Genomic DNA, 14,038 nt, shown 5'->3' with positions numbered 1-14,038 from the left:
ACAAATCTACAATCTTGTCTCACGGCACGGTAGGTGCGCGCCATCGGTTAGGGTCAGGGCGATATGTAGGCCGCCGTATCTGGAGGAAGTCATGCAGCTCAGCGTCGTCTGGACCATCAACGCCAAATCGGTCGCGATCGGCCGCGCCATCGAGAGCTTGAGCGCACTGCACAACGAAGGTTTTCGGCGCGTGTGGTCCACCCAGATGCCCTACGAGCCGGACGCCCTGACGGCGATCGCGGTGGCCGGCCGCGAGGTCCCCGGCATCGAGTTCGGCACCAGCGTGCTGCCGATGCAGAACCAACATCCGATGTCCCTGGCGCAGCGCGCGCTGACCACCAATTCGATCATCGGCGGCCGCCTCAACCTCGGCCTCGGCCTCAGCCACCAGGTGGTCACCGAGGGCATGTGGGGCATCCCCTACAACAAGCCGGTGCAGCGCACCAACGAGGTGCTCGACGGCCTGCTTCCCCTCCTCGCCGGCGAAAAGGCCAATGCGCCAGGCGATTTCGTCACCACCCGCGGCGCCCTCAGCTTTGTGGACGCGCCCGTTCCGCCGGTCTACCTGGCCGCGCTCGGCCCCAAGATGCTCGGCGTCGCCGGTCGTCGCACGGCGGGCACGGTCACCTGGATGACCGGTCCGACGACCCTGCGCGACCACATCGTGCCGACCCTGCACGCCGCGGCCACCGACGCCGGTCGGCCGGCCGGTGCCGTGCGCACCGTCGCCATGCTGCCGGTGAGCGTCACCGACGACGCGGTCGGCGCCCGCGCAGCCGCCGCCGAGCAGTTCGCGATCTACAACACCCTGCCGTCGTACCGGGCGATGCTCGACCGCGAGGGCTACGAAGCGTCCACGGATGCGGCGATCATCGGCGACGAGGCCGCCGTGACCGCCCGCATCCAGCAGGTCGCCGACGCCGGGGTCGACGAGTTCGTCGCCATCCTCTTCGATCGCGATCCCGAGGCCCGCGCCCGCACCCGGGCGCTCCTGCGGCGGCTCGACGACCTGGCGCCCTCCGGCGTCTGAGTCCGGATCAGGCGGTGTCGACGCGGCGCTGCGGGTCCGACGACCACTGCGAGTAGGAACCCGGGTACAGCGCGGCGCCGTCGATCCCGGCGACCTCCAGCGCCGCGATCTCGTGCGCCGCGTTGACGCCGGAACCGCAGTAGACGACGACCGGCCGGGAATCGGCACCGAGCGCGGCGAAACGCGCCCGCAGTTCGTCGGCGGAACGGAAAGTGCCTGTGGCAGTGAGGTTTTCGGTGGTCGGCGCGCTCACCGAACCCGGGATGTGGCCGGCCGCGGATCCACCGGCTCCACCTCGCCGCGGTAGCGCTCAGCCGCGCGGGCATCCAGCAGCAGCGCCTGCGTCCCGGCGACCTCGTCGATGTCGGCGACGGGCAGGCACCCGCCGGTCAGTGTCACATTGCCGACGCGCGGCACGGCATCGCCGGAGGACAATCGCATCCCGGCGTCGCGCCAGGCACCCAGTCCGCCGTCGAGCAGCTGGACCTGCGCGATGCCGGCCCAGCGCAGTAGCCACCACGCACGCGCGGCGACGGTGCCGCCGGCGTCGTCGTAGACCACCACGGGCACGCCGAAGTCGATGCCCCACCGGCGGGCGGCGGCCTGCAGCGTGTCGAGGTGGGGCAGCGGGTGACGGCCCTGTTCCGCGCTCGGCGGCGCCGCCAGCTCGGTATTCAGGTCGACGTAGACCGCACCCGGCAGGTGCCCCGCCTTGTAGCGGGCGAACCCGTCGTCGGACCCCAACTGCCACCGCACGTCGAGCACCACCGGCGGCCGCGGCCCCAGCATGGCCTCGGCCAGGTCGCTTACCCCGATCAACACGTCCGACATCGCTTCCCTCTCCTCGCCGTCGGCGCTCCCACCGACGCTCCGACCCTACCAGCCCCTCCGACCCCCGCGTGGCTGGGAGAGGCGGGCGCGGGGTCAGGCGCGCTCGAGGAGGAAGAAGTACGGGTGCGGCGAGTTCCGCGTGTCCATCGCGCCGAGGAGGGTGTCCGGCGCGAGGAGGCGGAAGTGGTCGATGATCGGCAGGTCGTCGTAGACCATGGCCGCGCTGACCTGTCCCCGGTACGACACCTCGCGCAGGCGGGCGCGGTACTTGCGGGTGCGCAGCAGGCGGAACGCCGCGCGGCCACCCGGCGGCAGCACCTTGGGCACCGTGTCGCCGAAGCGGTTCAGCGTGCCGAGCGGCAGCAGCTTGGGGTTCACCGCGTACAGCGATCCCGGCGCGCCGAACAGCAACGGGTGCACCTCCTCGGCCGACGCGAAACGCTTGCCGTACCAGCCGGACACGTCGAGCAGCCCGTCCATCGCGTGACCGGTGGGGACCTCGCTGCCGTGCCACGTCCCGAGGATCTGCTCGACGGCCACCGGCGGCAGGGAGTCGAAGAGGTCCTCGGCGGCGACGGCGTCGACGCCGGCCTGCAGGGTCAGCACATCGGTCATCACGCCACCGTAGCCGGATCGGCCGTCGACGCCGTGTCCTCACCCGAAACGCCATGCGGCACAGGGCATCCGCCCGGGAAGGTACCGAGCTGTTCGGTCACCACTTCGCCCGACCGATAGGTCTTCATGCGGCGACTGTGCTCGAAGTCCTTGGCCCGCAACCGCGGCGGCATGAGACGCAGGAACGCGGCGCGAGCGGCCATGGCGCCCAACGAGATTCGTCGCACGATGGGCGACGGCGCCGCATAGCGGAAGGCCTCCAGCAGCGGCTCGTCCATCAGCGACCGGGAGAACTGGTCCACCACCGGGTGCAGCGCCTTGGGGTAGAAGGTGCTCAGCAGATCCAGCGTCATGTCGGCCACCTTGCGGCCGCCCTCGTCGTACGCGAAGTGCTCGGCCTCGTAGTCGTCGAGCAGGTCGGCGAACTCCTCGTAGGTCTCCGGCATGTCCTTGATGTTCATGTGCCGACCGAGCTTGCGGTAGAAGTGCACCGTCGCGGTGACTTCGTCGTAGGTCATCGTGCGCCAGCCGTAGTCGTCGATCCACCGCTTGGGCACCACCACGAAGGTGGCGAGCACGTACAGCATGTCGTCGTTGGAGATGTCGTACGCGCGGTGCATCTGGTTGATCCGACGCAGCGCGGTCTTGCCCTCGGCCGAATCGAAGCCGCAGATGAGCGGCCGCTCCAGCAGGATCGCGGTGTCGTCGTACCGCTTCTGCGTGTCGGCGAAGCCCCCCGACTCGTACAGCAGTCGCCCGACGCTCGGCACCGCATAGGTGCGGAAGAGCGCGAAGCTGAGCGCCTGGTTGAAGTCCCACGGGAAGTCGTACTGCGAGAGGTTGCGGTAGATCTGCTCGTAGTCGGTGCGCGGGTCCAGTCCGCGATTGCGATCCCAGCGAAGCATGGTGATGACCTTTCGTTGCCGTGCACCTCACCATAAGTCAACTTATGCCGCCTGGCAAGGGGTCGCCGCCGAACATGGCAGAATCGATGGACATGAGCCGTGAACAGCGTGAACAAGCAGCCGAGGAGTCCTCGCCGCTGCGCGACCGCTTCCTGGCGGCGGGCATGCAGGTCCTGGCGCGCGACGGCTACGGCGGCTTCAAGCAGGCGGCGGTGTGCGCCGAGACCGGCCTCACCACCGGCGCTTTCTACCACTCGTTCCGCAACTGGAAGGCCTTCGAAACCGCCCTCATCGCGCACTGGCGCAGCGAGGCGACGGACCGGCTCGTGGCCTGGCTCGACGTCCAGCCGTCCCCGCACGAGCGGGTCGAAGCGCTCATCGCCGTCGCGCTCGGCCTACCGCACCGCTCCGAGGCTGCCCTGCGCGTGTGGGCGGCGAGCGACGACGACGTGCGCGCCGCCCTGCTCGCCGTCGACGAGAAGCGGCGCGTGGCCGTCGCCCGCTACACCTGCGAACTCGGCGTTCCCGCCGAGCACGCCGAGCGACTGGCCGCCACGTCGATGCTGCTGCTGATCGGCCACGAGGGGGCCGGCACCGACCTGGCCGACCTCGAATGGAGCATGCGCCACCTGCTGATGACCGATCCGTACGTGCAGGAAGCGCTGGCCGCGTCGATGGCGGCCGCCGCTCAGACGTCGGAGTAGTCGGCCACCTGCCCGCGCGCGGGCGCCTTGTACATCGACCACAGCATCCGGGGCAGCTCCGGCAGCGGAAGACGAGCCGGCCAGTCCCGCGGGCGCAGCAGCGCCTCGGTGCCGCCGTCGACGGTGATCACCGAGCCGACCATGAAGTCCGCGGCCGGCGACAGCATCACGGCGATCCATTCGTCGATCTGCTCGGGCGTGCCGTACTCGCGCGCGGGCACCGGGAACGACCGCACCTGCTTGCCGGTGCCGCTGGCGAGCTGGCCCCGCAACAGCGGCGTCAGCACCGGCCCGGGGGCCAGCAGATTCAGCCGGATACCGGCACCCGCCCACGCCGCCGACACCGCTTCACGGCGGCACCAGTAGCTCACCGCCAGCTTGGATGCGGCGTACGCAGCCGGCGCCGATAGCGGACCACGACGACGGAGTGTCCGCGCCGCCCCCTCGGTGTCGCCGCGCAGCAACTGCCGGATCGCACGACGGGGCACCAACGGCGTGGACGTGGTCGAGTTGGAGCCGATCACCACCACCTTGGCCTTCTCCGACTTCGCCAGCGCGGGGCGCAGACCGGTCAGCAACTCGGTGACACCGAGCACGTTCACCTCGACGATCGTCCGCTCGGCACCCGGCTTGGGTCCGAGACCGGCGGCCAGCACCGCGCCGTCGAGCACCCCGTCGCAGCTGCCCAACACCTCGTCGATCGCCCTTTGCCGACCCTCCGGGGTGGACAGATCGGCCACCACCTCGGCGTCGGCGCGGTCCACGCCGATCACTCGATGCCCCTCGGCCCGCAGCCGTTGCGCGGTCTGCGCACCCATGCCCGACGCCGAGCCGGTGACCAAAAAGATTCCCATGATTTGCTTCCCATCGAGCCGGTGAACGGTCAGTCAGCACGTGATCTTCTGGCGCGATCTTTAGACATCAGTGCGCTCTCACGTAAAACTGACCCTATGCGACGAACGATAGCGGCAGTCACAGTCGGCCTGGCGCTACTACTGGTCGGCGGCGGTCCGGGTCTCGCGCTCGCCGCCCCCGACGACGCCGGCGCGCCGACCAACAGCGGCGCCGGCCTGAGCATCGGACTCGACTACCTCGGCGCCGGAGCGACGGTGACCCTGCCCGGCCAGGATTACGCGTACCCGCTGACCGTCTCGGTGCCGCCCGGCACCGCGCCGACCGTGCTGCGCGGCACCGTCGCGCTGCCGCCGTGGGTCACCGGCGGCACCGTCGACGTCCGGCAGGGCGAGCGCCTGATCTCCCGCACCGCGGTGCCGACCACGCCGAACGCGGCGATCGCGCTGCCGCTGACCGGACTTCGCGTGGACGAGAGGACCAACTCGGCGAATCTGACTCTGCAGAGCTACCTGCGCACCGACGGCTTCTGCCAGTTCGATCCCGCCCAGGCCTTCCGACTCACCGATGCCCGTATCGAGTTCGCCGGACGACCCGCCGGCGTCCGCACAGTCGGCGACTTCCTGCCGCCGGTACTCACCAAGCTGACCCTGTACGTGCCGAGCGATCCGCGCGAGGCCGAGGGCGCCGCGGCGGTGGACGTGGCCGCCGCCGTCGTCGCCCGGTACCAGAACGTGCCCGTGCAGATCGTCACCCGCTCCCTGCCGCGCACCGCCCTGCGCCCGCCGGTCGCGACGAGTCCGTTCGAACGGCAGATCGTGATCGCCGAGGACCTCACGGCGGGCCTGGCGGTGGTCGACGACCGCTACCTGACGCTGGGCGGACCGGACCTGAGCCGGACCGCGGCCTTCCTCACCTCGGACCTGTCGTCGTTGGCCATGGCCGCCGCCGCGGTCCCCGGTCCCGGCGTGGCCGCCCCGCAGCTGCCGCGCGCCGTCACCACGTTGGCCGACCTCGATGTCACCGACCAGCAGGTCACCACCACGGGCTGGCCGTCGCTGTCGATCGGCATCGACCAGACCCGCATCGGACGGCCCGTCAAGGACGTCCGTATCCAGTTGCGCGGCACCTACACCCCGCCGCCGTCCGGCAGCGGGGGCCGCGTGGTGGTCCGCGCCGGCGACACCGTCGTGGACTCGTGGCCGACCGAGTCGCACGGCGGCTTCGACACCTGGGTGACGCTGCCCGACGCCGTCAACCGCTTCACCGACGTCACCGTCACCGTCGAGCGCGGCGACAGCGGAACCCTCTGCGGCGACGCCCACCGGACCAGCCTGTCGCTGTCCGCGGACGGCCTCGTCGAATCCACGCCCGCCGACCCGCCCGTTCCGCCCGGTTTCGGCTCGCTCCCGCAAACGCTGCTGCCGCGGACCCAGCTGGCCTGGACCACCGGGGACCTCGCCGACATCGGCCGCGCCGTGCAGATCGTGACCGGCCTGCAGCGGATGTCGGCGACGCCGCTGGGCATCGACACGGTGGCGGTTTCGGCGCTCAATCCGAAGCTGCCCGCGGTACTGATCGCCGCCGACGGCGAGGGCCTCGGCGACCTACCGCTACCGGTCAAGCGCACCGGGCAGGGCGAGATCACGGTGAACTATGTGGGCGGCGGCCCCGCGGTGACGAACATCCCGCAGGTCCCGTTCGGTTCGCTCCAGGTGGTCCGCCAGAACGACCGCACCGTCCTGGTGGCCACCTCGACGGGCGCACCTGAGCTCCTCGACACCGCCTTGACGTGGCTCGACGACGACCAGAACCGATGGTCGGCGCTCGACGGCACCGCCCTGCTGCAGACCGCCGACCAGCAGCCGGTGCTGGCGGTTCCGCCGACCATCGCCCACGAGGCGGACCGCGGACTGTCCACCGGGGCATGGATCGGGATCGGCGCAGCGGTCGCGGTGGCCGCCCTGGTCAGCAGCGCCCTGATCCTGCGGCGCCGGGGCCGACGACCGGCACCCGGTGACGCCGACGCCGGGCCGTGACCGCACCGGCGCCGCACGCACCGGCTCCATCGGATGAGGCGTCCGTAGCGCGGACGCCGCTGCGGGAGCGCCCGCTCGTCGTCCTCGCGTGGCGGTGGTCGGCGCTGCTGATCCTGACCGTCGCGGCCTTCTGGGACACCCTCGGATCGGTCGGGATGGAACTCGGCGAGGGCACTCTGCTCACCTACCTCCCGGCGGCCGCGGGGCTGTGCGTGCTCGCCGCCATCGGCGTGAGCGTCCGGCACGAGAACGAACCGCCGATCTACGACCGGGACACCGACCACATCGTCGGCATCGTGACGCTGATCCTCGCGACCGCGCTGCTGGGCCTGTTGAATCGCCGCTACCTGCCCGCCTACCTGATGACCCGCACGGACCTGCTGGCACTGGTGGTCTTCCTGTTCGCCGGCTGCGTGCTGCTGTTCGGATTGCGCCCCGCCCTCCGCTACCGGTGGGTGTGGGTGCTGAGCCTGTCCCTGTTCCCGCTGCCGTACCGGGTGCTGGTGATCTCGCTCGGCAACAGTCGCCTGGACGCCGGCGTCGTGATGTTGGTGCTGGGCGTCGCAGCCACCGCAGTGGCCGTCGGCACCACCCGTCGGCGCGCTGTCATCGGCGCCGTCGCCGCGGCGTTCTCGGGCGCCGCGGTGCTCGCCGTCCTGCTCCTGGTGGCGCCGGAGGCCGGTCTCGCGGTGTACCACTGGGTGCCCGCGTTCGGCTGCGGCGCCGCGATCGCGATCTTCGCGTACGTGCAGCGCCGGTTCCCCGATCGGACGCTCAAACCGCTGCCGCACCGGGACGTACGACCGCCCACCGCCGCCGACAACCGCACCGGCACCCTGATCCTGATCGTGTTCACCGTGGTCTTGAACCTGATCGGCGCGCCGACGGTGACGCCGAACGACGGTGTGTACATCGCGGGCATGCGCAGCGAACCACCGCTGCTGGTGCCGTCCGGCTGGCGGCAGATCGAGGCCACCGGCCCGTTTCCGGCCACCGTGAACGGCTGGCAGGCGACGGGGATGCGCCAGATCCTGGAGCAGAACGTCGGCGATCCGGCGTTCGACGTGCACGCCCGGCCACGGCGCGTGGTGGTCGACGCCGTCGAGTCCGCCGTGCCGCTCACCTTCGACATCTATCCGGCCTCCGTGCGCTATGCGGTCTCCGGTGTCCGCACCTCGATCGGCCGGCCCGTCGAGCTGCCGCATGGGATCCTCGGCACCCTGTCCACCGTGGTCGACGACCAGCGTCTACTCACCTACAACGCGCTGTCGTGGCGGTGGAACAACGGCCGAAGGACGCAAGAGGTCACCCTGATCTCGGTGGACAACCACGAGCCGACGGCACAGTTCCTGCAGCTGCGCCGACCGGAGGAGACACTGGATCTCGTCAACGACATCTTGACCCGCGTCTTCCGCGGCAACGCCGTCACCCAGGATCTCGACCCCCGGTTCAAGGATTACGACCTCCTCGTGAAATTGGCCGGCGACCTGATCGACACCCAGATCGCCGCCGCCGAGAGATCGCGATGATCAGCCACCCCGCCGGTTCCCCGGCCACCCGCCCCGTCGCCGAACTGATGGCGAACGACGATTACTGTCAGGCCGCGCTCGTCGAAGCCGTCGACGGGCTGCGCACACGTTTTCCGGATGCTTCGGCCGCCGTCGCCTTCACTCGGCCGCAGAAGACCATCGGATTCGCGGTGGCCGCGGTGGCCGCGGTGGCTGCCGTGCTCTGGCCTCTGCCGACCGCCGCGACCGTCGTCTCGCTGATGACCGTCGTCTACATCCTGGCGATGACCGACCGCCTGCTCCTGTTTCGACGCGGCCTGGTCAACGGCGCCATCGCCGTGACCGACGAACGCGCCCGCGCCATCGACGACGACGCGCTGCCCACCTACACGGTGCTGGTGCCCGCCTACGGCGAACCCGAGGTGATCGGCGACCTGATCGCCCACATGCGGGCGCTGGAGTATCCGCAGGAGAAGATCCAGGTGCTCCTGCTGTTGGAGGCCGACGACACGCCCACCATCGAGGCGGCGCGCAGCATGGGCGAGGATCCGATCGTCACCGTGGTGCTGGTGCCGCCGGCCGAGCCGCGCACCAAACCCAAGGCCTGCAACTACGGCATGGCCTTCGCGACCGGTGAGATCATCACCATCTACGACGCCGAGGACGAACCCGATCCACTGCAACTGCGCCGCGTGGCCGCCGCCTTCGAGGATGCCGACGACGACGTGGTGTGCGTGCAGGGCAAACTCTCCTTCCACAACGCCACCGACAACCTGCTCACCCGCTGGTTCACCGCCGACTACGGCATCTGGTTCGGCACGCTGCTCCCCGGCATCATGGCCAGTCGTTCGCCCATCCCGCTGGGCGGCACGTCGAACCATTTCCGACGCACCCTGCTCGACGAGATCGGCGCGTGGGATCCGCACAACGTGACCGAGGACGCCGACCTCGGCATCCGGATCGCGGCGCGCGGCTATCGCACCGAGGTGATCGACTCGGTGACGATCGAAGAAGCCAATGTCGACGGCATCAACTGGATTCGCCAGCGTTCGCGCTGGTACAAGGGCTACATGCAGACGTGGTTGGTCCACATGCGCCATCCCCTCCAGTTGTGGCGGACGCTCGGCGCGGTGCAGGTCTACCGGTTCACCATGTTGTTGGCCGGCACCCCGCTGATCGCCTGCGTCAACATGGCGTTCTGGCTCATTCTGGTGATCTGGATCAGCGGTGAACCGACCGCGATCGCCGCCCTGTTCCCCGGGCCCGTCTACTACCTGGCGCTGATCTCCCTGGTGATCGGCAACAGCGCGATGATCTACATGAACATCGTCGCCATCCGGGAGGAACGTCGTCCCGAGCTGTTCTGGTCGGCGCTGATCGTCCCGTTCTACTGGGTCCTCATGTCGATCGCCGCGATCAAGGGCATGTGGCAGCTGATCACCAGCCCGTCGTACTGGGAGAAGACCGTCCACGGCCTCACGAGCAGCAGCACGAAGAACGACGAGGCCGCCGACCCCGACGGCGCCGCGAGCGCAGCGCCGTGACCGCCCCGGACCGGGCGCGACAGCGGGACATGCAGCGCCGTCGCACCAGGTTGCGCCCGAACGGGTGGCTGGTCTTCGCGCTGTGCTGGTTGGCGTACCTGACGGTGGGCTACTACCTCGCTGTGGACCAGCAGTTTTTCTTCGGCGACGCGCTCTCCCGTGTGCAGGCCGCGCAGAGCGTCCTGTTCAGCCGCGATCCGCACCTGTCGGCGATCGGCTTCATCTTCACGCCGCTGACGGCGCTGGTCCAACTGCCGTTGATCGCCGTGTCGCCAGTGTTCCCGATACTCACCGTTGATGCACTGTCGGCCGTCATCATGTCGTCGGCGTTCATGGCCGGGTCCGTGGCGATGCTCTACGGGATCGGCCGTGATCGCGGGGTGCCACCCGTATTGCTGGCGATCGTCGTCGCCGCCTACGCGGTGAACCCGATGATCGTGCTCTACGCCGCGAACGGCATGAGCGAAGCGCCGTCGTTGTTCTTCCTGCTGTGGACGGCGCGCCGGGTGATCCGCTGGGTGGACACCGACGACGTCCACGACCTCGTCACCGCCGGCATCGCACTCGCCCTGGGCTTCCTCACCCGCTACGACCTGGGCGCGGCCGCGGTGATCACCGCAGTCTTCGTCGCCACCGTGACATATCGACGCCCGGATCGGACCCGACGTCGGGACCGCGCGCTGATCGACGCCGGACTGGTGCTCCTGCCCGCGGCCGCAGCCTTCGTGGTCTGGTCACTCACCAGTTGGATCATCAACGGCGAACTGCTCGCCCAGTTCACCTCCGAGTACGGCAACGCGGCGATCATCGCCGAATCGGGCGGCAGCGGCTCGTCCTCCCTCGGGTCGGCGCTCGGCTTCTCGTTCACCGAGATGTTCCTGCTGGCCCCGCTCCTTCCCGTGCTGTTGGCCGTCGTCGCAGTGTGGCGGTGGCGACGACGCCGCCTCCGCCCCCTGGTGGCAGCCATCGTCGCCGGTGGCGCGGTCCTCGCCTTCCAGACCTCGACCTACGCGCTCGGCTCCACCTTCGGCTTCCTGCGCTTCTATCTCGCGGTGGTGCCGCTGATGGCCACCGTCGCGTTGCTCGCCGTGCCCGAACGCCGCACCGTGCCGCACCGTCGTCTCGGACACGACGCCCAAGTGCCGCCCCTCTTACCGCCCGGTCGCCACCGGCTGCGGTCGGCGGCTGCGGCGGCACTCGCCGCGGTCACCATGGTGGCGGCGATCGGCGTCACCGCGGTCGGGATCACCTCGCCCCGGTACGCGCCGCAGGAGTTCGCGCTCGCCACCATCGTCCACCCGCAGCCCGACTCGGTGGACCCGGTGCACCTCGACGCCCGCACAGTGGCCCGGTCGTTCTCCACCGAACGCCAACTCGCCGAGTACCTCGACGCCCTCGACCTCCCCGACGGCGCGGTGCTCACCGATACCGTCTACGGGTTCGCGGTGGTGGCCAGGTCGGCCCGACCCAGCCAGTTCGTCATCCCGTCCGACCAGGACTTCGCGGAGATCCTCAACGATCCCGCACGGTACCGCGTCCAATATCTGCTCAGTGTGCCCAACACCGGGCGCGGACGCTCGGACGCGCTCAACCTCCGCTACCCGACGCTGTACGAGAACGGCGCCGACGTGGGCGTCCTCACGCTGGAGGCGCCCAATCAGGGAGCGGACCTCCCGGACTGGCGGATCTATCGCGTCCTACCCCGCCAGGTCGAGCTCCCGTGAGACGCGCAGCTGCCGGCGACCTGTTCGTCGTCGTCGTCGCGGTGATCGCGCTCGCCGTCGGCGTCGTCGTTCGCGGCGACGATCGGCCGACGACCACCGAACCGGTCGCCGCGGTCACCGTCGACAGCACTCGACTGTTGCTCGACGGTGAGCCCTGGTGGCCGGTCGGCTACAACGCCTACCAGCTCACCACCGACTGGTCGCTCAATGTCGGCTGCGGCGCGCAAGTGAACCTGGACGAGTACTTCGGCGCTCTCCCAGCACGTTCGCTGACCCGATTCGCGCTCCTCGCGCCGTCGACGGTCCGCTCCGACGACGGCACCATCGACTACGCCGCCGCCGACGCGGTGTTCGCGGCGGCCGCCCGTCACGACCAGTTGGTGCTGCCCGTCCTGGCGTCCGGCGACGGCGCCTGCGACGGTGAGACCGTCAAAGACATCGACTTCTATCGGGGGCAGTGGCGTACCCGGCAGGCCAGCGCGCACGGCAGCTACGCCGACTGGGTGCGCACGGCGGTGCAGCGCTGGCACGACGCTCCCGCTCTGGTCGGCTGGACGGCGGTCGGCGAGCCCGAGCCCGTGACCTGCCTCGACGCCGCATGCACCGCACCGAGCGGCCGGACCTGTGCACCAGACGCAGCCGAGGTGCTGCGCACCTTCTACGACGACGTCGGTGCGCTGATCGACGAGATCGATCCCGACCACCTCATATTCGCCGGCCTGCTGGGCGGTGACCAGTGCGGCAGCGCGGGCCCGGCCTACGCGAACCTCGGCGCGTCCCCGGGGATCGACGTCCTCGAGTATCACCTGTACCCCACCGATGCCCTGGTCCCCGTCGACGCACGACTGCCCGCTCGCATCGAGATCGCGAAGGACGTGCACAAGCCGCTGCTGGTCGCCGAGGTGGGTATCGAGGCCGGATCGTGCCGTCCCCTGGCCCAACGCGCAGATCTGCTTCGCGCGCAGATCGACACGGCCCGCGATCTCGGCGGCGCGGGCGCTCTCGTGTGGTCGTACGTGCCCGACCCGCGCCCCTCCGAATGCACCTACGACATCGGTCCGGGCGACCCGCTGTGGCCCCGTCTGAACTGACAGCTCAGCCCTCGGTGGCGGCCGGCGGAATCCGGTAGACGCGCTGCGCGTTCTCGGCGAACAGGTGGGCAAGCAGGTAGTCGCCACGCGGACCCAGGACGTCGAGCAGCGCGCCGACGGTCACGCCGATCGTCGCGTTGTGACTGTCCAGCGGCGCATTGGAGCCGAAGATCACCCGCTCGGGACCGAAGCGGTCCACCACGTGCAGCACCAGCGGCCCGATCATGTCGGCCAGGATGCGTTGCCCGCCGATGTTCCCCGCCTTCTCGTCGCCGTAACCGAGGAGTTGCGAGGCGATACCGCTGATCTTCACCAGCACGTTCGGCCGAGCCGCGAGCATGGCCATCCGCTCGCGCCACAGGCTCAGGATGTCCGCCCGCGCGGCGGCCGTCGCGCCCGTCGAACTGCCGATGGGCCCGAAGACGCCGACCGGCAGCCCCAGGTGCTCGACGACGATCGTGGTCTCCGGGAACTCCGAGGCCAGGTCGGCCAGTTGCGCCAGTTCGTGTGAGTAACACAGGGATTCGAAGATCAGCCCGCGCTCGGCGAGCCGGGCGAAGGCCTTCCGGAAGATCGGCGAGCCGAGCGCATCCGGTTCGGTGGACCAGTCGCGCACCAGCGGGTCCGGATGCCGTCCCCAGCGCAGTCGCACGCCGCGGATCAAGCTTTCCTCGTCGTCGAGCACCGTGCGCACACCCAGTCCGGCGACGCGTTCGTCGCCGGGGACGATCAGTCCGCCCAGTGCGGGCGACGGGGCGCCGTAAGACAGCTCCCGCAGGGTGCGCATGTCTTCAGCGATCGCTTCGGGCGCCTCATTGATCGACACCCGCCGCCGCCACTGCGCGTCCACCGGCAGCACCGCAGCGACCGGAACTCCGGCCACCGAGGCCAGTCCCGCCGTGTCGCGCACATACTCGCGCATCTGATAGCGCGCAGACAGCAGACCCGGGCCCGCGACTCCGCTGAGACTCTGCTCATCGGCGATCCGGGTGGCCAAGCGCACGAGCGGATCGGGCAGCGCGCGCAGAATCGGCGTCGGCACCCGGCCGATGCGCGGCAGACCCCACGGCGGTCTCCGCGGATCGAAGAAGTTCACATGAGCGTCCACGATCCCCGGTACACGTCCAGCCAAGGTCGCCACCCTTTTCAGCGTGCCACATTCGCGTGCGCGGCGCGCGCCGACGGCACGACGAGA

The 14,038-nt window shown here is 70.1% G+C and carries 11 protein-coding genes and 1 pseudogene; 7 read left to right on the top strand and 5 right to left on the bottom strand.

Annotated features, from left to right (window positions below; all coding sequences use genetic code 11):
- The first annotated feature begins 91 nt into the window (after positions 1–91).
- Positions 92–1,030, top strand: a complete 939-nt coding sequence (locus MUG78_RS07780) for a TIGR03564 family F420-dependent LLM class oxidoreductase (protein WP_246993669.1) — start codon at positions 92–94, stop codon at positions 1,028–1,030.
- A 7-nt stretch (positions 1,031–1,037) separates the two neighbouring features.
- Here MUG78_RS07780 and MUG78_RS07775 read toward each other — a convergent pair.
- The 3 genes and pseudogenes from MUG78_RS07775 to MUG78_RS07765 form a co-directional block, all read right to left on the bottom strand.
- Positions 1,038–1,861, bottom strand: a pseudogene (locus tag MUG78_RS07775) (sulfurtransferase).
- 93 nt (positions 1,862–1,954) lie between these two features.
- Positions 1,955–2,476, bottom strand: coding sequence for a DUF4334 domain-containing protein (locus MUG78_RS07770; protein ID WP_246993668.1), 522 nt, complete (start codon positions 2,474–2,476; stop codon positions 1,955–1,957).
- Positions 2,476–3,381 (bottom strand): oxygenase MpaB family protein, encoded by a 906-nt coding sequence (locus tag MUG78_RS07765; RefSeq protein ID WP_246993667.1) that lies wholly within the window; start codon positions 3,379–3,381, stop codon positions 2,476–2,478. Before MUG78_RS07765 ends, MUG78_RS07770 begins: the two co-directional genes overlap by 1 nt.
- A gap of 92 nt (positions 3,382–3,473) precedes the next feature.
- On the opposite strand from MUG78_RS07765, the gene MUG78_RS07760 reads away from it, so the two are divergent.
- Entirely contained in the window at positions 3,474–4,085 is a 612-nt protein-coding gene (locus MUG78_RS07760) for a TetR/AcrR family transcriptional regulator (protein ID WP_246993666.1), read from the top strand.
- Here the strand turns inward: MUG78_RS07760 and MUG78_RS07755 are convergent.
- Entirely contained in the window at positions 4,070–4,939 is an 870-nt protein-coding gene (locus MUG78_RS07755) for an SDR family oxidoreductase (RefSeq protein WP_246993665.1), read from the bottom strand. The genes MUG78_RS07760 and MUG78_RS07755 overlap by 16 nt on opposite strands.
- A 96-nt stretch (positions 4,940–5,035) precedes the next feature.
- Between MUG78_RS07755 and MUG78_RS07750 the strand changes: the two genes are divergently transcribed.
- The 5 genes from MUG78_RS07750 to MUG78_RS07730 are packed head-to-tail and all read left to right on the top strand — an operon-like array spanning position 5,036 to position 12,843.
- Positions 5,036–6,976, top strand: a complete 1,941-nt coding sequence (locus tag MUG78_RS07750; RefSeq protein ID WP_246993664.1) for a hypothetical protein — start codon at positions 5,036–5,038, stop codon at positions 6,974–6,976.
- Positions 6,973–8,505 (top strand): hypothetical protein, encoded by a 1,533-nt coding sequence (locus MUG78_RS07745; RefSeq protein WP_246993663.1) that lies wholly within the window; start codon positions 6,973–6,975, stop codon positions 8,503–8,505. The genes MUG78_RS07750 and MUG78_RS07745 overlap by 4 nt, the downstream gene beginning before the upstream one ends.
- Positions 8,502–10,028 (top strand): glycosyltransferase family 2 protein, encoded by a 1,527-nt coding sequence (locus MUG78_RS07740; protein WP_246993662.1) that lies wholly within the window; start codon positions 8,502–8,504, stop codon positions 10,026–10,028. The genes MUG78_RS07745 and MUG78_RS07740 overlap by 4 nt, the downstream gene beginning before the upstream one ends.
- A 29-nt stretch (positions 10,029–10,057) precedes the next feature.
- Positions 10,058–11,752: a glycosyltransferase family 39 protein gene (locus MUG78_RS07735; RefSeq protein ID WP_246996913.1), complete on the top strand. Its 1,695-nt coding sequence runs from the start codon at positions 10,058–10,060 to the stop codon at positions 11,750–11,752.
- A complete protein-coding gene (locus MUG78_RS07730) occupies positions 11,749–12,843 on the top strand; it encodes a glycoside hydrolase 5 family protein (RefSeq protein WP_246993661.1) in 1,095 nt (364 codons plus the stop codon). The genes MUG78_RS07735 and MUG78_RS07730 overlap by 4 nt, the downstream gene beginning before the upstream one ends.
- A 4-nt stretch (positions 12,844–12,847) precedes the next feature.
- Here the strand turns inward: MUG78_RS07730 and MUG78_RS07725 are convergent, their stop codons facing one another.
- On the bottom strand, positions 12,848–13,984 hold the full coding sequence (locus MUG78_RS07725) for an amidohydrolase family protein (RefSeq protein WP_246993660.1): 1,137 nt from the start codon (positions 13,982–13,984) through the stop codon (positions 12,848–12,850).
- Positions 13,985–14,038: the final 54 nt, after the last annotated feature.

The sequence above is a fragment of the Gordonia alkaliphila genome (assembly GCF_023017165.1).
In the GTDB taxonomy this organism is placed as follows: domain Bacteria; phylum Actinomycetota; class Actinomycetes; order Mycobacteriales; family Mycobacteriaceae; genus Gordonia; species Gordonia alkaliphila.
The sequence above is the reverse complement of the archived record's forward strand: the minus strand, read 5'-3'. Positions and strand labels throughout refer to the sequence as shown.

Excerpts from the sequence above, each read along its gene's own strand:
- MUG78_RS07760 (WP_246993666.1), top strand. The coding sequence starts at position 3,474 with ATGAGCCGTGAACAGCGTGAACAAGCAGCCGAGGAGTCCTCGCCGCTG.
- MUG78_RS07755 (WP_246993665.1), bottom strand. The coding sequence starts at position 4,939 with ATGGGAATCTTTTTGGTCACCGGCTCGGCGTCGGGCATGGGTGCGCAG.
- MUG78_RS07765 (WP_246993667.1), bottom strand. The coding sequence starts at position 3,381 with ATGCTTCGCTGGGATCGCAATCGCGGACTGGACCCGCGCACCGACTAC.
- MUG78_RS07740 (WP_246993662.1), top strand. The coding sequence starts at position 8,502 with ATGATCAGCCACCCCGCCGGTTCCCCGGCCACCCGCCCCGTCGCCGAA.
- MUG78_RS07780 (WP_246993669.1), top strand. The coding sequence starts at position 92 with ATGCAGCTCAGCGTCGTCTGGACCATCAACGCCAAATCGGTCGCGATC.
- MUG78_RS07770 (WP_246993668.1), bottom strand. The coding sequence starts at position 2,476 with ATGACCGATGTGCTGACCCTGCAGGCCGGCGTCGACGCCGTCGCCGCC.
- MUG78_RS07750 (WP_246993664.1), top strand. The coding sequence starts at position 5,036 with ATGCGACGAACGATAGCGGCAGTCACAGTCGGCCTGGCGCTACTACTG.
- MUG78_RS07735 (WP_246996913.1), top strand. The coding sequence starts at position 10,058 with ATGCAGCGCCGTCGCACCAGGTTGCGCCCGAACGGGTGGCTGGTCTTC.